Consider the following 17,189-nt stretch of genomic DNA (forward strand, 5'->3'; position numbering starts at 1 on the left):
AGGTGCCAACTTGCACCCCTCGCTCGCACCCCACGCCTGACTCAAACAAGGGTTAGATACGCAAAAGCGCACGACCCCAGGCAACCACCCGAAGCGCGTGCGCTAATTACCGAAAAACTATTTAGCAGCAGTCTCAATCATCTCGCGAATGCGGTCAATTTCCTTGCTGCGATTGCGGTTGCGACGAATGCCCATTGCGATGCCACCAACAACAAGTGCGGCAACGACGCCCAGTGCTGCCTGCACCTTCGGCTCATTCAGAGCATCGAAAACACGGGTCTTTGCGTCATCCGCAACGTTCTTCGGATTCGTTCGCACGGTTAGCTCATCCAGAGTACGGGCGAGCTGGTTACGGTTACGCTCAATATCGCGCTGGATATCTTCAATGCTGCGAGCCACGTAAACTCCCTAAAAAGTTGAATATCTAAAGTGATTGTTCGCCTAAAAGACTAACACTTCCACTACAGCAACGTGGGCGAGCACGGGGAAAAACTCAACGCATTGCTTCAGAGTCGACACGCACCGCTCCAGAGTCGATACGATGAAGCCATGACTACTTCTTCCTCCAGCGACAAAGAATACGGCCAGAACAACATCCGTCTGGAAGCTGGCGATCCTGCCCCAGCGTTTACTCTGTTCAACGACGCCGAAGAGCAGGTTTCTCTGTCGGACTACGCGGGCAAGCCCGTGCTGATTTACTTCTACCCGCGGGCCAACACCCCAGGTTGCACCACTGAGGCATGCGACTTCCGCGATGAATCCGCTGCCCTGAACGATGCCGGCATTCCAGTCGTAGGTATTTCTCCGGACAAGCCGGCGAAACTCGCAAAGTTCCGCGAGGACCACGGCTTAAACTTCACCCTTCTGTCCGATCCGGACAAGGAAACCATGACCGCGTTCGGCGCTTTCGGCGAGAAGAAGAACTACGGCAAGATTGTCCAGGGCGTCATCCGCTCGACTTTCCTGGTCAATGCCGCTGGAGAAATTGAAAAGGCCTGGTACAACGTTCGCGCCAAGGGGCACGTCCAGCGCGTACTGCGTGACTTGGGTGTGGAATCACAGGCTTCCGAAAGCTAACTAGCCGCAAGGCCTACTCTGACCCTGGCCCCAAACTCTCCTCCCACATCATCCCGATTAGACGGTTTCGTAGTAGTGACTCAATCCCAGGACGCACCGAATATTCTTCGTCCCCGTCGCACTCCGGCTCAGCAACGCAGCCGAGAGCGGTACGCACGCATGCTCAGCTCGGCACGCACAGTGCTCATCGAGCACGGGTTTGAGTCTTTCACTTTCGACGAAGTCGCTCGCATCGCAGATATCCCCATTGGCACGCTCTACCAATTCTTCGCAAACAAGTATGTGATGATCTGCGAGCTCGACCGTCAGGACACTGAGGCCGTCATCGAGGAAGTCTCACGTTTCGGAGAAACAGTCCCCACCTTGAAATGGCCGGAGTTTCTCTCGGAGTTCATCGATCACCTGGCAAAGCTCTGGCGCGAGGACGTTTCCAGAAGAGCCGTATGGCTGGCTGTTCAATCAACGCCCGCCACACGCGCAACTGCAGAAGATACGAAGTCACGCCTGGTCAACGAGATTTCAAAGGTGCTGCGCCCGCTGGTGCCGTCGTCAAGCGATGCGGAACTGAACTTCATCTCCGACCTCATGATTAACGCCACGTACGCCCTGCTGAATTATGCGGTGGACCATCCGGGAAGCGATGCTGAGCGGGAAGCTCATTACGAGCTGACGGTGCAGGAAATCAAACGCATGACAATCTCTTATCTCATGAGCGTCGCGGAGGCCGCAGACTAGAGAGCGCCCCTCGCCCACCTCGGCAGGGGCATTTATTGCCCTTATCAATACGCGGAGGGTAGGCTTGCCTTAGTTTACGCTTTACTCTGGTCAGCGCGGTGGGGTTCCCTGTTTTTCGCCGCGCCTGCGCCGGAACTCCCAAACAGAATCAGAGGTTCACATGTCCACGACGCAGGGCGCTTTCCGACGGAGCCTGCTTCCCCGCTCTATTGTTCTAGCTTCGGCAATCGTAGTGAGTACGGGATTTTTACCCGCAGTCCCCGCATCGGCACAGTCACTGCCATCGATTGGACAGCTCGGCGGTTCGCTCCCCGGCATCGGCGACCTTCTCGGCGGCAGCACCGATCAGTCTGAGCGCCAGCTCTCTGTGACCCCTGCCACCGATCTGTCCGACGGCGCCACCGTGACCATCAAGGGAGTCGGCTACCCCGCTAACGCAAATATTTACCTGGCCCAGACAATCGAGAAGCCAAAGTCGGGCTACCCTTCGACCTACGGCGAAGCGGCCAAGGTGACAGTCGGCGCTGACGGAAGTTTTACGCAGGAGATGAAGGTCGCGACCAGCTTTGGCGATGTCGACTGCACCTCCACCCAGTGCTACGTAGCCTCCTTTACTGCGTTCCCTAATCTTTCTGACCGCAGCAATGACCAGTGGGTCCCCATCACCTTCAAGGCGGGTGCTACTTCCCAGGCTGCTCAATCACAGGGTTCCACCAGCGCGGCACCGAGCGGTGGCCAGAGCACTGGTTCGGGCTCCCAGTCACAGTCGGGCTCGCAGTCACCGTCGCAGTCACGGGGTAACGCATCGGTGAGCCTGTCCAAGACCTCAGACTTGAACCCGAGCGGCGACACCATTCGAGTTGAAGGCAAGGGATTCAAGACCTCTGGACCGGGCATCTACGTCGGTATCGCGCAAAATGACCAGATGGATGTGACCAACGCCGATTCCTTCGGCCCGGATACCCAGTTTGTGTCTACCTCTCGCGGCAACTTGAAGTCCGACGGCAGCTTCAGCGTGGATCTTCCGGTCAGCGCGAAGTTCGGCACGGCAGACTGCATGCAGAACGCTTGCTCGGTCTACACCATTGCTGCTCACGGTTCTTCCGACCGCAGCCAGGACACGGCGACCGCGGTATCGTTTGCCGGCGGAGCTGCCAAGCAGGACGCTACCCTGCCCTCCGGCGGTGGCTCCTCACAGTCCGCAGGCAGCGCAAGCTCCGGCACCAGTGGCAGCACAGGGTCTAGTGGAACGAGTAGCACCAGCGCTTCCAGTGGCTCCAGCAGCTCCAACGGCAGCAGCTCCTCGACCGGCACCCCGTCGGTAAGCCTGTCCACCACGGAACTGAACCCATCGGGCAGCACCGCAATTACTGTCTCCGGCAGCGGATTCAAGACCAGCGGCAACGGCATCTACGTCGCAGTGGCTGAGAAGAACAAGTTCTCCACCACCAACGCTGATGCTTTCTCCGCCGCTGAGTTTGTGCGCACCTCCCAGATGTCCTCCGACGGCAGCTTCTCTACAACGCTCAATGTCGAGGCCGTCACCTCGGCCGCCAACTGCGTCGAAAATGACTGCGCGCTCTACACCTTTGCTGCTCACGGTTCCTCCGACCGCAGCCAGGACACGGCCACGGACCTCAGCGTCGGCGGCTCCGCCAAGGAACGCGAAGAAGCTGTGAAGACCGGTGCCTCCAAGACCGGAGAGTCCAAGGCCAGCGGCTCCTCCAAGGCATCTGGCAAGGTTTCCGCAAAGTCCAACGCTTCCGGCAATGGCCTCGACGAAGTTGATGTGCAGACTCAGCAGGCCGCGACCAACTCCCCGCTCCAAACCGCCGCAGTCGCCGGAACCGGCGCAATCCTGGGCGCGCTAATCTTCGGTGCCGGCATCCTGGTCGGTCGCCGTCAGAAGTCCGTCGATTAGCGCGGTGCCGGACTAGTCCAGGCGTACGACGGCGATTGCGTAGTCGCCGTCGTGCGAGATGCTTAACGACGGCCCCAGCTGCCACTCCTGATCGTGGAAATGGCGGCTCACAGCACCGTGGAGACTGATGCTCACGCGACCGTAGGCATCCGGCTGCACCTCTATTTCCCGCCAGTCCAGCTGATCGCGCGCAATCGGCGGTTGGCTGCCGAAGAGGGTCTGCGACCAGGCCTTGATGAAGGCTTCCTTCGCAGCCCAGCGGCCCGCTAAGTGACGCGCCAGCGCGCCGCCGACTGCTCCGCGGCGCCTAGCTACCAGTAGCTCCGCAGGTGTGAAAACAGCCTGCGCGAACTGACTTCCTGGCATATTCAGCTGCTCTTCGAAGCCCGGAATATAGACGAGGTCTACGCCAATCATGGCTGGAGGACACCATCGATCAGACGGGCGCCGTCGGAAAGCAGAACTGCCTTTTCCAATGCAGCGGGTGAACCGAACCGACCACCGTCCGCCAGGTTTCGCTCGCGTGGACGCTCGTAGAGGGCTTCTCCACCGTAAATAGCCTCATCAATGCGACGCAGACCAGCCGCTTCGCGGTTGTACGCCGCGGACCGCCAACGCTCCGCAGCCTCAGCGCCATCGTGCTGCACTATCGCTTGGTAGAAAGCTTCCGGATGCACGACTGCCACCAGTGCCGAGACATGTCCGAACCCGAGCGAGGTAACAAAGCCAGCCTTCAGCGGCAACGTATTGCCGAAATTGACTGCCTTCGTTGGCCATACCAGACGCGAATGCTCAGCCAATGCGGGATCGACGCAGTCCAGCGATCGATTACCTGGCACAATGCCGCTGCGCAACACCTGGGTCAGACCAATGATCTGGAACGCTGCAGCACCACCCTTAGCGTGTCCCGTCAGCGATTTCTGAGAGACCACCAACAGCGGGTTAGAGCGCTCGCGACCGAGTTCATCTGCAATGCGTTCATGCAGTTCGGACTCATTTGGGTCGTTGGCATTGGTCGAGGTGTCGTGCTTGGACAACACCGCGACCTGATCCGCAGTGACATCGAGTACTGCAAGTGCGCGAGCCAATCGAGACTTCTCGCCGCCCTGAGCGGCCGCTAGCGCACCCAAACCCGGCGCCGGAATGGACGTGTGCGCGCCGTCGGCGAAGGACTGGGCGTATGCGACGACACCGAGCACGGGGAGCCCCATGTCACGAGCGATGTCTCCGCGAGCCAACAGCACCGTGCCACCGCCTTGCGATTCCACAAAGCCTCCGCGTCGACGATCGTTCGGCCTGGAGAAGTACTCATGGTCGATGCCTTTGTCTTCCATGGTGGCGGAGTCAGCTGTGGCGGCCATGTCGCCGAAACCTGTAATTCCCTCTGTGGATAGGTCATCGAAGCCACCTGCGACAACGAAATCTGCCTTACCCAGGGCAATCTTGTCGACGCCCTCCTCCACCGACACCGCTGCCGTCGCACAGGCTGCGACAGGGTGAATCATCTGCCCGTAGCCACCGACATAAGACTGCATAACGTGGGCGGCAATAACATTTGGCAATGCCTCCTGCAGGACGTCATTGGCTCGCGGTTGCCCCAGCAGGCCGTCGATGTAGAGACTGCGCAGCGACTCCATCGCACCAATACCTGTGCCCTGGGTCGACGACACTCGCGCCGGGTTGACCGCTTCCAGCAGTTGCGCTGGGCTGAAGCCCGATGACAAGAAGGCATCGACAGTACAGACAATGTTCCACAAGCTCACGCGGTCCAGATTGTCCATCATGTCTGCCGGAATACCGTATCGTGCCGGGTCAAAGCCCTGCGGAATTTGACCGCCAACATAGCGGCTCATCGCCATTCGGCGCGGAACCTGCACTGGTGTGCCAGCGGCTCGTGTCACAAGCCACTGCCCTGTCTCGGCATCGAAGCTCGCAGTGGTGTTGTCCGGGTTGGAACTGACAAAAGTCTCCGCTGCCGCGCGGTCACGCACAGCAAAGCTCAACGCACGATCCAGGTAGACCGTGGTCAGCTCAGTCATCGTATTATCAACCAAATCGCCATCATCGGCGTAACGACGCACACCAACTCGCGCCAGCACTTCATCGCGGTAACGCGAAGCAATGTCGCTTTCTGCCAACGGTTGCCCGTCGGCGTCGCGCCAGCCACCCTCATAGGAAATCAACCCCATTGACCAGGCTAATTCCACAATTCCTGCTGCAGAAATATCATCGACTTCAGCCTCAAAGCGCGTCCGGGAAGAACCGTACGGCCCAAGCTCACCGGCGCCCACGATGACCACCATGTCCTCCAGAGCCGCTGCGATGTCACCAAAGGTCGGTGTTGTCTGCGCAATTGGTCGGCGAGGGCTTGGCAGGCCGCTCAAAACACGGCTTGACGACGGCTCCTGCGAGCTCGCCCCGCTAGAGATCTCAGAGTTTTGAGCTGCTGGGGCAGCCGCCTGTGCAGCCTCCTGCGCCATTTGCGCAATGTTGAGGTCGACGTCACCCAATCCGCCGGTGAGATCGGCCTGAATCGGGCGGGTTTGTGCCTTCTTCCGAGCCTCCGAGCTCGCGAGCTCAATGAGTTCAGCTGCCATTTCTTCGGTGGAGAAGGTGCGTACTCCCTTTGCTTCCACTGCAGCAACCAATGGGTCGTTTCCACCCATCAGGTTGGTGCCTCGAACCCAACCAATCTGTGCATGAGCCAGAGTGGTGCGGGTGCGCCAAGCGTCCTCCACATTCCAGCGCGCCACCACTGCATCGAGTGCGGCCTTGGCTTCACCATAGGCACCATCACCGCCGAAGCGACCACGGTTCGGTGAACCCGGCAGCACCACATGCAAACGATGGTCCAGATTATTGTCCCCGCCAAGTGCTGACATCCCTGCGATGAGTCGTTCCACCGACCACAGAAGCAGACGCATTTGGGTCTCGGACGCAGGACCGGCGTCGGCAAGCGAACCCGAAACCGTAGGCGCCGCGAACGGGAATAGCAACGTCGGTGACAGTGCAGGCTTGGTCACAACCACTTCCGCACCAATCGTCGTAGTCTGCTCGGTTCCGATCCAGTCGATAAGGGAATCCAGGTCCTGGAAGCTGGACAGGTTCGCCGGTACCACCCACAGCTTCGCCTCGCCCTGCGCATGCATGCGGTAGAGCTGCTTGTAGAAGCTCAGGCGCTCATGTCCCAGGCGTGAGGTAGTGACAACAACGGTTGCTCCCTGAGACAGCAACTGTGCAGTCACAGCGGAGCCAATCGAATTTGGCGATGCACCGGTAACAACTGCGATGTCGGCATTCATCGATAGTTCGTCCACATTCGTGATGGACTCATCCGCCAGCTGTCGGTAGATACTCGCCAACTGTGTTCGCCCTGCCGCGTCTGCCTTGGCAGCCCACCACTGTGCCTGCTCGACTGCGGTTTCGTGGATACTGCCCGGCGCGGTGTCAGCCACGTCTTCATCAGCGGCTGCCCAGAGGCGTGCTAGGTCATCGCGGGAGGTGGCCCAGCGGTCGTCGAGCAGCACTGCCTTGGTGGGCGTAAACGTCGGGGTGACCAGCTTCGGCCAGTCCGCACCGAGTTCAGCAGTGACGAGATTTACCAGGTTGCTGTCGGCGTCTTCGGCATCGAAGTCAATGGCACCGGTAATCTCGTGGCCGAGTTGCTCCAGAATCGTGCGTGCAGCGGTGGCAAGAATTCCTCGTTGACCAGTCAGTTTATCTGCAAACTCAGTGAGTGCAGCCGAGTCGACCATCCCAGCACTACTGTCGCTTGCCGACGGCTTAGCGACAGATACACCTCGCTGCGAGGCGACCGCGAGGATTGCTTCATCGATCAGCTGGTTGAGTTCAGCAGTACTGGTTGGGGCGGCCGGTGCCAGATGCGCAAGATCACCGCCGCGCAGGGATGCGCCCTCGCGAGTACCGAGCATCATCTCGGCGCTAACTGCGGTTGCCCACCCCTTGCCGAGCTGGCATTCATCGACCACATAGTCATCGATGTAATTCGCGCCTGCACCGGCAGGACCGGTAATCCGGCGAATACCGTCGGCAATGGCTTCGGAGAGAATCGGACCGAATGCCGAATACCCACTGGCCAAGCTATCAATCTTGTCCTTTAGATCAGCCAGTTCCGCATCTGCGGCCCCTTCGATTGAACCGAGGTCGAATTCCACTCCGAGATCGAGCAGCAGTTGATTGCGTCGAGATGAGACTCCATCGACCAGAGTCTCAATGGAGTCGGCGGCGCCGAGCTGGTCGGGGCGCACCTTCGTCCATTGGCAAATAAGAACTTCCAGCGCTTCTGCCGGGCTGACTGCGATATCAGCAACTTCGGCAGCCGGAGTGGCAGCACTCGTGATCGTGGTTGCCTGTTCGGTCGCCGCGGATTGGTCTGCGGATACCGCCGGCGCCGCTGATCCTGCTTCTCCCGATGCTCCTGCTGCTCCAGATAGGGTCTGCGCCGCGTCCTGCTCTGGTGTCACCTCCGACTCGGGCTCAGTCTTTTCCGGCTGAATTTGGTCGCGCATAAACGCTGCATCAGCATCACGCTCGAGATTGAGCACTCGAATGTCACGGCTTCGGTGGCGGGGCAACTGGCAGGTACGGGCAGCCAGGTTTGCCAGTGTGGGCGCTGTACCTACACCGACTTCAATAATGCGGCTGACACCGAGATCCTCAAGCAACAGATCCTGAGTTTCGACCCACCTCACCGGTGAGCAGAATTGCCAGGCCAGCAACTCGACCAGCAACATGCGGGCCAGGCGCGCCGGGTTTTCAGCAGCAGTATCAAAGTCGGCAAGGATGTTTTCCAGAATGTCTGAGTCGACGACTGCAGCCATCTGGCGGACGAACTTCTCGGTCAGCTCAAAAGAGGTCGCGGTGAGATTCGGGATATAGCGTCCCACCAGGCGTTCTGGAGCGATTTCCGCTGGCAGCAGCCGCTCCAGGTGTTTACGGAAGGAATCCACACCGTCGCGTAGGACACTGGAGTGGAATGGCACATCAATACCTGGGATACGCACGTATCCCTTGCCGTCCGAGCTGCGGCGCTCGCACTGTTCAGCCAGTGCCGCAAGGCCCGCGACGGTGCCGGCGACGGCGTACTGCTTGCCTGCCAGGTTGAGATTTACGACTTCGAGGAACTCACCGGTTTCCTGCGACAACCGATTAACAAACTCAGTGACCTCGTCCTCGCGTACGCCGATCTTGTCCGGACGCAGGGCGCACAAACCATAGTTGGACCTCCCCTGCTCATCACGTTCGACCAGTTCATGCATGGTCAAACCGCGGCGGTAGACAACCTCCAACACGGCATCTGCGTCAAGCGCACCAGCGAAAGCCGCCAGCGCGTTGTACTCACCGACAGAGTGTCCCGCAAAGTGAGCTGTTTCATCCAGCAGCCCTGCTTCACGGAGCTCCGCAACCTGCGCCAGCCCCAACGTCGCCATCGCAACCTGGGTGAACTGAGTCAGATTCAGGACACCTTCTGGGTGGAAATAGCGCACACCATCCACAACCACCTCTACCGGGTTGTCCCGAACAATAGCCAGTACGGAAAAGCCAAGCTTCTCTCGGGTCATCGCATCCGCCTGGTCCCACACGCGGCGGGCCGCTACGCTGCGAGTCCGGGCAGACAGCCCCATCCCCTGTGATTGAATCCCCTGGCCAGGGAAGACATATGCAGTCGTCGGTGCGGCAATTACAGCAGTGGCAGTCAGTACCAGCTCGCCCTCTACTGTGGCCGTGACTTCACGGACTTCACCGGCGCCTGGACGGTCATCAAAACCACGGCGTTCGACAGAGAATTTCACTTCCTGACCAGGTAGAACCGGACTCAGCATAGTCGCAGTGAACTCAATCACCCGATTGCCAATGCCGGCATCCGACGTGGCAACAGCCGCATGCTCGGCCATCGCCGACAGCCACATTCCATGGACAATAACCCCTGGTAGACCAGCTAGCGCTGCTGCCCGGGAATCGACGTGGATAGGATTGCGATCGCCCGTGACACAGCTAAATGGCTCCATCGCCTTAGGCGCTTCCACGGTCAAGGCACCGCGGAAACTCCGTGGCGTATCCGTGACCGTTGGAAATGGCACAGTATTGGTCCGCGCTGTCTCGCCGCCGTTTCGGCCACGAATGGCAAAGCGTTCACTCAAGGTGGCGAGCAGCGTATCGCCATCACGAACCTCCGCGCGCACCACAACTAGTCGCCCTAAGTCCGTATCAACGGCCTCGTCGACACGCGCACTAATCCGCAACGTTGTGGTTTCCTGCGGCAGAGCTCCAATCATACGAATGTGATGCTCAAGGTGAACAAGCGCGAGCATGCCCTCAACAACATCAATGCCGGTCTCAGTACGCGCCTGCGCGACTGCCGCAAAAATCGCTGGCCAAGCATGCCCGACCAACGCGTCCGGCACCGTCGCCTGTGACTCATCGCCGGCAGCTGCAATAGTGACCGCATCGTAGTCAGCCATCGCCATCGGATCCCACACGGATTCCCACTCCGCGACCCCATCGACGATGTTTGCAAGCTCACCGCCAGCCGCGATTCGCGTCAGCTCCCGCATCGCGGCTGCCGCATCCTCATGCTTGACGACGGGCACTGCGCCCACCGCTGCACTCTGGCACAGGCGAATTCGCAGTTGCGTATTCTCCCCCGCAGCATCGGGCAGCGGAACGGTCAGCTGTGCCCAGACGAGCTCCTCCCCGCCCTCATCATTGCTGCCATCAGCTCCAATGGTCTCCAAAATGGCACCAGTACCTGGGTGCTCCAGGCGTTGTGAACGAGAGACATCACTTGCGTCAGATACACATACCCACTCATGTTCCGCGCCAAGTGCCAGCGCCGGATTCGGCTGCTGTCGACCAGCCCACCAAATCACAGGTGCTGCGAGCATCCGGCTGAGGGCGTCAACAGGTGCCTCCGGCAGGTAGCCGGTATCCGTCAATGCCTGTGCAGTAGCTTTTTCAAACCGACCCAGAATTTCCGCTACTGGCTCATTCGCGCGGGTAATGCCCGAAACAGCCTGCGGCCCTGGGATGATGCAGACTTGATCCGCATCGTAGCGAGAGTCATGCGCCTGCCATAGGGAGTCCGATCGCCACCAGCGACGAACCTCATCATCGATAACCGGAACGAATGGCACAGGTTTGCCAGGTGTGCGGCAGAGCTCAGAGATAAAGAAGGTGACATCTGCTGGGTGGAGCTGGGTATCCAGATCCAGCAGGCCGGACAGTCGCGAGATTTCGTTCTGCGGCTGGGTGCGCAAGCTGTCGCCGTCGGCAAGCGCGTCAAACGTGCCCGCGTCGACTGCATTCAGTCGTGCCTCTACGCGGTCGACGAGTGCGACGAAGCGCGTCGACCACGTTGGATCGAGGAACGTCCCTTCGGGCGCACACAGTTCGAGATAGCGGTTCAGCACCTCGGCATACGTCATGGTGCTGACATCTCCGAAGTACGGCTTCGCGGTGGCGTTAATTGCCTCGATGATCTCTGCGCGTCGTTCAGTCACCTTAGTGAGGTCACCTGCGACTTCGTCAAGCAATCTGCCTGCGCGTGCTGCGGCGTTATCAATTTCGTGGATATCAGCACCCAACTGGCTGCGCCCCGACGCCATGCCATCCATGGCGCTACCAGCGGGAATCCAGTTGTCAGTGCCGACGGTGTCGACCAACATTTGTTTCACGGACTCGGAGGCGGTCGACTCCTTTGCTGCCATCGCAGCTGTGCCGATGATGACAGCATCTACCGGCATCGGCGCCAATCCGCACCGTGTCGACCACGTGCCCATCAGATAATCACGGGCCTGCTCTGGCTTGCCGATACCGCCGCCAACAGCAAGCACCACATCTCGCTTGCGGATCTTTGCGTAGGTGTTAATTAGCAGGTCATCGAGATCTTCCCAGGAGTGGTGGCCACCGGCACGCCCACCTTCAACCTGCATGATGATTGGATACGGCGTGCCCTGCTGCGCCAAGGTGTCTGCAATTTCGAGCACCGACTCGATTTGAGCGATTGTGCCCGGTTTGAAGGAGATATGCGGAATCCCGCCCTCACGCAGCTGCTTTACTAGCTCAACTGCCTCGTCCACCTCGGGGATTCCCGCGGAGATGGTGACGCCATCAATCGGTCGCCCCGCTGCCACTGCGCGCGGGAGCAAACGGCGGCTTCCAATGTGCAAACCCCACAGGTACGGATCCAAAAACATGGTGTTGAACTGTGCACTGCGGCCCTCCTCGAGCAGATCGGAGAGTCGCGCCACATTAGCCTCGAAGATTTCCGGCGTGACTTGGCCGCCACCGGCCAGCTCCGCCCAGAACCCCGCATTCGCAGCAGCCGCCACAATTTCAGGGTCAACGGTTGTCGGGGTCATACCGCCGAGCAGAATTGGCGAGCGCCCGGTCAACTTGGTGAACTTCGTCTCGACACGGGGCTTGTCTCCAGTGACCAGACGCGGCGCAAACTCCAGCCACGATGTCGGGTGCTCAATGTCGCTCTCAGACAGGACGCCCCTCCCCGCAGCTGTCGCCGCAGGAATCACCGCCACGCCATAGCCTTCAGCGTTGCGTTCTGTCAGCTTGACGACGCCTGTGTTCGGCCCCAGATCCAAAATGGTGGTTGCTCCTTGGTCGATGAGCCCCCGTACCTCGGCGCTCCAGTCACTGGGGTCAACCAAGATTGCACGCGCAAGCCGGTCCGCCGTTTCCGCATCTAGCCCAATGCGCTCAGCTCGCTCCACTACCCATGCCACAGCAGGTACCAGCGCTGGGTGATGGAATGCGCCACTAACTGGCAGAACTGTACATTCGACTTTCCGACCCTTCGGCTGCTGCGTTGTGAGCTGCTCTGCCAGCTGGTCTAGTTCATCCTGCTTGCCGATAACTACGCTGGTAGTCTGCGTATTCTTCAGACCGATGACACAGCCCTGGGGGAGGAAAGGCTCCAACTCCTCGACCGTCAGGCCAGAGATACTCATCATCGGCGCGTGCCCAAATCCGGCTACTCGGCTTCCGCGCGCACACGCCACACCGATGAGGCGAGCTAGCGCCAGAAGCTCTGCTGCCTTCTCTGGGCGAGCGACAATCTCAGCGGCAAGAACACCTTGCGAATGACCGGTTACCGCTACCGCTTCGGTGATATTAATTCCCTGCTTTTCCAGCAACTCGACAATGCCCAACTGTGCCAAGACGATGCCCGGGACGCTGACCGCAGGGTTGGTTGTATCTCCGGTAAATGGCTCGTCTGTAACGAGTGAGATTGCCCAGCCAAAGGGGTCGAAACCTGCGGGAAGCTGGCCGATGAGATCGTCGTCAAGCGGTGTGAGCAGTTCCTCAGCGCGAGTGAAAACTTCCCGTAGTTTCTTTGAGTTGCCACTGGCCATGACGCTGGAGAGAGTGTCCAGCCATGGTTGCGATTGACCGGCGAAAGTGACTGCAAAAGTGCCCAGGTCTGGAGCAGTTACGACGTTGGTCTGCAAAGTGGCGAGTTTTTCGTATTTCACGTGGCTGAGGTCCTTGTCTTGTGGAGTACGAAATGAAAACATCTTTTGTTTCCAAATCCTTGCCAGGACACTATGCCATAAATCATGAGGAATCCATCATGTTTTTCTCGCGCAGTTTCGCGGCGCCATCAACGCGAAGATAATTTGCAGCCCCAAAACGAGAGGCTGAACACGGCTGCGAAATCAGCGAGTACAACGCTTCGAAAGCGCAAGAACTTCGCAGGTAGGAAACAGTGTTCCCCTGTCGAAAAGTTGCTTGCGCTTCACCACCCTGGCAGCGCCGGCGGTGGAAAATAAAACGCGGAAGACCGAGCCAATTTATGCCCAATCGGTGATGAACATCACACCCGGAATGCGTGTCAATGGGCGCCGAGAACGCTCAATCTTTCCTCGATTAATCGCCTAGCATATCCAGAATTGTGGACTCCGCTTCTTCTAAGCGCCGCTCTGACTCTTCAAGATCCTGCTGCGACTTACCATCGCGCTCGACCTTGCCGTCGAAGATTGCGCAGGGATCATCGTTGACCACAGTGTCGTCGGGAACTATGCCACGACGCGCCATGTACTCATCCAGATGCATCGAGATGCTCATGTTGCCTCCCTGCTTCCACCTTACGATTCAAGATACGATTCGATCAGCGTCATTGTATCGACAGATTCGATTGCCCTACGCAGTGGAATGAGCGAACAAAGGTTTCCCAGAATGGCACTCACGCGCGCTGTGCGACTGCCCCGTCTTGCGTTCCCGCTAAAAGAGGCAGGACTGTCGCAGGTCTACAACTGGTCTGGCGGCCAGGGTTTTCCATCGGGGAAATACCGGTCAAATTTCCAGCCCAGACGGAAGGGGAGCACGAACTTTGGCGGGCAGTTGTTGGCCTCCCACATTGTCTTGGGTTTTGCCGCGTGTTCAGCCACCTTGCGGTCGGTGTACACCCCGTGACAGATGGGGTCCCAGAAATTGCTATCGGTGATTTCAAGAGTGGGGGTACCACTAAACACTCCGTAGAGGAGCTGGTCGCGGCTTTCAACCTCGACTTCGAAGTCTTCCCAGGTGCCAATCATGTCGCCGGGTTGTGCGCGCCACCAGTTGTCAATCGCGAGGGCGGTTTCTTCAGACTCGACGAACCCGCCGAGAGGTTCAGTGTTATCTGGGTAGCGGGGATAAACGACGCAGACAACAATTTTCATAGTCATGGTTCTACACCGTGCACGGGAGATTAGCGACCTTGGAATAGCTTCGGGCGGGAAATGGGCCAGATTTTGGGCACGCGGCCTAATGAGGGCGGAAAATCTGACGGGGTGGAGAACGAAGATACCCCGTGACCTGCATAGTCACGGGGTATTTATGTGTGCGCCTGGGGAGACTTGAACTCCCACGCCCTAAGGCACTGGAACCTAAATCCAGCGCGTCTGCCAATTCCGCCACAGGCGCCCGTCGCGAATCCGTGACAGTTACGTACAGTCCCCGTAAGCATGGACTACTGATAAGCCACCTACAGGCGCAACGAACTTTCACAGCTCATTTGGACTGTACACACTTTAACGGGTTTGCCGCAGATTTCCTAATGTCCTAGCTGAATTCCTAATGTCCCATCCCCTGCCTTATCCAGCGAGCGCGCTAGCTTGGCAGGTCACGGACTAGCTATGGTGGTTATGTGTCCACTTCACAGCATCCCAATACCACTGACAAGCCAGCGAAGATTCCCACTCGTACCCGCGTGGTGCAACTAATCTTCTTGGCTCTTGCAGTCGGCGCCACTCTTGTACTCGCCTACTGGCAGCTCAGCAGGTGGAACACAACCAGCTCATTCCAAAACCTGGGCTACGCACTGCAGTGGCCAGCTTTCGGCCTGTTCTTTATTTGGGCCTACCGCAAGTACATGGAGTACGAACGCGAACGCCTGAGCGGCAATAGCGAGGCCGCATTTGAGGCTAAAGACGATGTCATGACGGAAATTCCAGACGAATTCCTGCCGACCAACCCGGATGGCTCGCGAAAGGTGCAGCGTGTGGATGAGACACAATCGACGGATTCTGGCACCAACGCCTAGGCGATAACTGCTTATTCGAGAAAAGGACTTTTAGTGACCAACATCAATCCAGATCGTCAAGAGCGCGTAAGGAAGGCACTGACGTACTTCTCCGTCACCGCCTATTTCACGGGTGTGATGCTGCTCTTGCTGTGTGCCGAGATGATTTACAAGTACCTCATCCTCGACAACTCCGCCGACGCGCCGCGGTGGTTCTTCTACACCGCCCAGATTCACGGCTTCGGCTACATGGCATTCCTCATTGCCACCGTAAACCTGGGCACCAAAGCCCGCTGGGAACCAGCAAAGTGGATCATCACCGCGCTCGGTGGCGTGGTCCCGTTCCTCTCCTTCTTTGTCGAGAAGAAGCGCCGTGAGGAAGTCGAGACCGCTTTCCAGCTGAAGTAGCGGGCTCTCGGCAGCCCGAGGGCTCGCCCCAGGGCTACCCCTTAGCCTCAACCTCAGCCAGAATTTTCAGCGCCGGAGTCAAGGCACGCAGTGCACGCCCCCTGTGGCTAAAAGCGTCCTTGTCTTCGGCGCTCATTTGTGCCGCAGACAAGGCCCCCTCAGCTTCGTTGCCCTCCCCAACTGCGGGCGCGAACACCGGATCGTAGCCGAACCCATTGTCCCCAACAGGCTCGCGCAGAATGGCGCCAGGCCAGCGGCCCTCTACAACCAGCAGCAGATTACCGGCTTCATCGAGGACCGCTGGGAAACCGCCGTCGGCAAGCGCGGACGGCACCTCCTTGGCACCGGGGACGACCAACGCGCAGGCGGTACGGAAGGACGCCGTACGACGCTCATCTGGGCAGTCCCCCATCTGGGCGAGCAGCAGCTCGTAGTTAGCGACATCGTCGCCGTGAGTGCCCGACCAGCGCGCCGAGAGCACACCCGGCATGCCGTTTAGCTCATCGACGCTGAGCCCCGAATCGTCTGCCAAACACGCGTAGCCGGTGTGTTTCGCACCATCGAAAGCCTTGATGTAGGCGTTGTCCGCAAAAGTGCGACCGGTTTCGGGGCGCTCTGGGTACTCCGGGACGTCGCTAAGCGAAAGAAGTTCCACCGAATCAATACCCGCCGCACGCAGGATGCGGTCGAGCTCGACTAGTTTTTTAGAATTTCGGGTAGCGACGAGGAGCTTCACGGCAGCTCACCCGGGTACGGCGCACGCAGAACTTCCTGCTGCAGGGCAACGAGCTCACGCAGGCCCTTTTCCGCCGAGTCGAGCATGTCATTCAGCTGATCGCGGTCGAAGGTGCCTTCCTCGCCAGTGCCCTGGATTTCGACGAACTTGCCCTCTGCGGTCATCACCACGTTGAGGTCGACCTCAGCGCGGGAGTCCTCCTCGTAAGGCAGATCTAGACAGACACGGCCGTCAATAATGCCAACCGAAACAGCTGCGACTGGTGCCTTCAGCGGGGTGCCCGGAACAGCGCCCACTGCATGCAGGTAGGTCAGGGCATCAGCCAGCGCGACGTACGCACCGGTGATGGAAGCGGTTCGAGTACCACCATCCGCCTGCAGAACATCACAGTCGATGTTGATGGTGTTCTCACCGAGTTCCTTCAAGTCGATAGCAGCTCGCAAGGAGCGACCGATCAGACGGGAAATCTCGTGAGTGCGACCCTTGACCTTGCCGCGCATTGACTCGCGGGGCATGCGCTCGTGGGTAGAGGCCGGCAGCATGGAGTACTCAGCGGTCAACCAGCCCTCGCCGGAGTCACGCTTGAATCGTGGCACCGACTGTTCGACGGAAGCGGTGCACATTACACGCGTATTACCGAAAGTAACCAGCACAGAACCGGCCGGATTGTCGGTGAAGCCACGAGTGATGGTCACCTTGCGCATTTCATCAACCGCGCGTCCATCGGCACGGCGAAAATCGGAATTAGCTGTAGTCATGCCAACTACCCTACC

General features: G+C 59.0%; 12 protein-coding genes and 1 tRNA gene. 5 read left to right on the forward strand and 8 right to left on the reverse strand.

The genetic code is table 11. The features are described 5' to 3' along the window. Window positions 1–117: 117 nt before the first annotated feature. Window positions 118–399 (reverse strand): DUF3618 domain-containing protein, encoded by a 282-nt coding sequence (locus CRD13_RS03545; protein WP_038628049.1) that lies wholly within the window; start codon window positions 397–399, stop codon window positions 118–120. 150 nt (window positions 400–549) lie between these two features. On the opposite strand from CRD13_RS03545, the gene bcp reads away from it, so the two are divergent. The 3 genes from bcp (at window position 550) to CRD13_RS03560 (ending at window position 3,733) form a co-directional block, all read left to right on the forward strand. Beyond that, on the forward strand, window positions 550–1,077 hold the full coding sequence (gene bcp / locus CRD13_RS03550) for a thioredoxin-dependent thiol peroxidase (RefSeq protein ID WP_187401306.1): 528 nt from the start codon (window positions 550–552) through the stop codon (window positions 1,075–1,077). 75 nt (window positions 1,078–1,152) lie between these two features. Continuing rightward, complete coding sequence (locus tag CRD13_RS03555; RefSeq protein ID WP_070429773.1) at window positions 1,153–1,812, forward strand: TetR/AcrR family transcriptional regulator; 660 nt, start codon at window positions 1,153–1,155, stop codon at window positions 1,810–1,812. A 160-nt stretch (window positions 1,813–1,972) separates the two neighbouring features. Beyond that, window positions 1,973–3,733 carry a neocarzinostatin apoprotein domain-containing protein gene (locus tag CRD13_RS03560; RefSeq protein ID WP_070549690.1) on the forward strand — a complete coding sequence of 587 codons (1,761 nt, stop codon included), beginning with the start codon at window positions 1,973–1,975 and terminating at the stop codon, window positions 3,731–3,733. A 12-nt stretch (window positions 3,734–3,745) separates the two neighbouring features. On the opposite strand, the gene CRD13_RS03565 is transcribed toward CRD13_RS03560, so the two are convergent. From CRD13_RS03565 to CRD13_RS03585, 5 genes are all read right to left on the reverse strand, one after another. Continuing rightward, window positions 3,746–4,150 (reverse strand): holo-ACP synthase, encoded by a 405-nt coding sequence (locus CRD13_RS03565; RefSeq protein WP_016422272.1) that lies wholly within the window; start codon window positions 4,148–4,150, stop codon window positions 3,746–3,748. After that, a complete protein-coding gene (locus CRD13_RS03570; RefSeq protein ID WP_187401307.1) occupies window positions 4,147–13,242 on the reverse strand; it encodes a type I polyketide synthase in 9,096 nt (3,031 codons plus the stop codon). Before CRD13_RS03570 ends, CRD13_RS03565 begins: the two co-directional genes overlap by 4 nt. Window positions 13,243–13,636: 394 nt before the next feature. Continuing rightward, complete coding sequence (locus CRD13_RS03575; RefSeq protein WP_016422270.1) at window positions 13,637–13,834, reverse strand: hypothetical protein; 198 nt, start codon at window positions 13,832–13,834, stop codon at window positions 13,637–13,639. A 182-nt stretch (window positions 13,835–14,016) separates the two neighbouring features. After that, entirely contained in the window at window positions 14,017–14,430 is a 414-nt protein-coding gene (locus CRD13_RS03580; RefSeq protein ID WP_224783804.1) for a hypothetical protein, read from the reverse strand. Window positions 14,431–14,592: 162 nt separating this feature from the next. Continuing rightward, window positions 14,593–14,674: transfer RNA gene (locus CRD13_RS03585), tRNA-Leu, on the reverse strand. A gap of 223 nt (window positions 14,675–14,897) precedes the next feature. Between CRD13_RS03585 and CRD13_RS03590 the strand changes: the two genes are divergently transcribed. Together CRD13_RS03590 and CRD13_RS03595 are read left to right on the forward strand one after the other, a co-directional pair. After that, window positions 14,898–15,293 carry a hypothetical protein gene (locus tag CRD13_RS03590; protein ID WP_049172873.1) on the forward strand — a complete coding sequence of 132 codons (396 nt, stop codon included), beginning with the start codon at window positions 14,898–14,900 and terminating at the stop codon, window positions 15,291–15,293. A 33-nt stretch (window positions 15,294–15,326) separates the two neighbouring features. After that, entirely contained in the window at window positions 15,327–15,680 is a 354-nt protein-coding gene (locus tag CRD13_RS03595) for a DUF3817 domain-containing protein (protein WP_005511118.1), read from the forward strand. Between the two features lie 34 nt (window positions 15,681–15,714). On the opposite strand, the gene CRD13_RS03600 is transcribed toward CRD13_RS03595, so the two are convergent. Next, the gene (locus tag CRD13_RS03600; protein ID WP_049172870.1) at window positions 15,715–16,416 is read right to left on the reverse strand and encodes a non-canonical purine NTP pyrophosphatase; all 702 of its coding nucleotides are present in this window, start codon (window positions 16,414–16,416) and stop codon (window positions 15,715–15,717) included. Then, window positions 16,413–17,174, reverse strand: coding sequence for a ribonuclease PH (gene rph / locus CRD13_RS03605; protein ID WP_016422266.1), 762 nt, complete (start codon window positions 17,172–17,174; stop codon window positions 16,413–16,415). The genes CRD13_RS03600 and rph overlap by 4 nt, the downstream gene beginning before the upstream one ends. Window positions 17,175–17,189: the final 15 nt, after the last annotated feature.

It is taken from the genome of Corynebacterium sp. LK26 (assembly GCF_014335085.1).
Lineage (GTDB): Bacteria > Actinomycetota > Actinomycetes > Mycobacteriales > Mycobacteriaceae > Corynebacterium > Corynebacterium jeikeium_D.

Excerpts from the sequence above, each read along its gene's own strand:
- rph (WP_016422266.1), bottom strand. The coding sequence starts at position 17,174 with ATGACTACAGCTAATTCCGATTTTCGCCGTGCCGATGGACGCGCGGTT.
- CRD13_RS03580 (WP_224783804.1), bottom strand. The coding sequence starts at position 14,430 with ATGAAAATTGTTGTCTGCGTCGTTTATCCCCGCTACCCAGATAACACT.
- CRD13_RS03560 (WP_070549690.1), top strand. The coding sequence starts at position 1,973 with ATGTCCACGACGCAGGGCGCTTTCCGACGGAGCCTGCTTCCCCGCTCT.
- CRD13_RS03565 (WP_016422272.1), bottom strand. The coding sequence starts at position 4,150 with ATGATTGGCGTAGACCTCGTCTATATTCCGGGCTTCGAAGAGCAGCTG.
- CRD13_RS03575 (WP_016422270.1), bottom strand. The coding sequence starts at position 13,834 with ATGAGCATCTCGATGCATCTGGATGAGTACATGGCGCGTCGTGGCATA.
- bcp (WP_187401306.1), top strand. The coding sequence starts at position 550 with ATGACTACTTCTTCCTCCAGCGACAAAGAATACGGCCAGAACAACATC.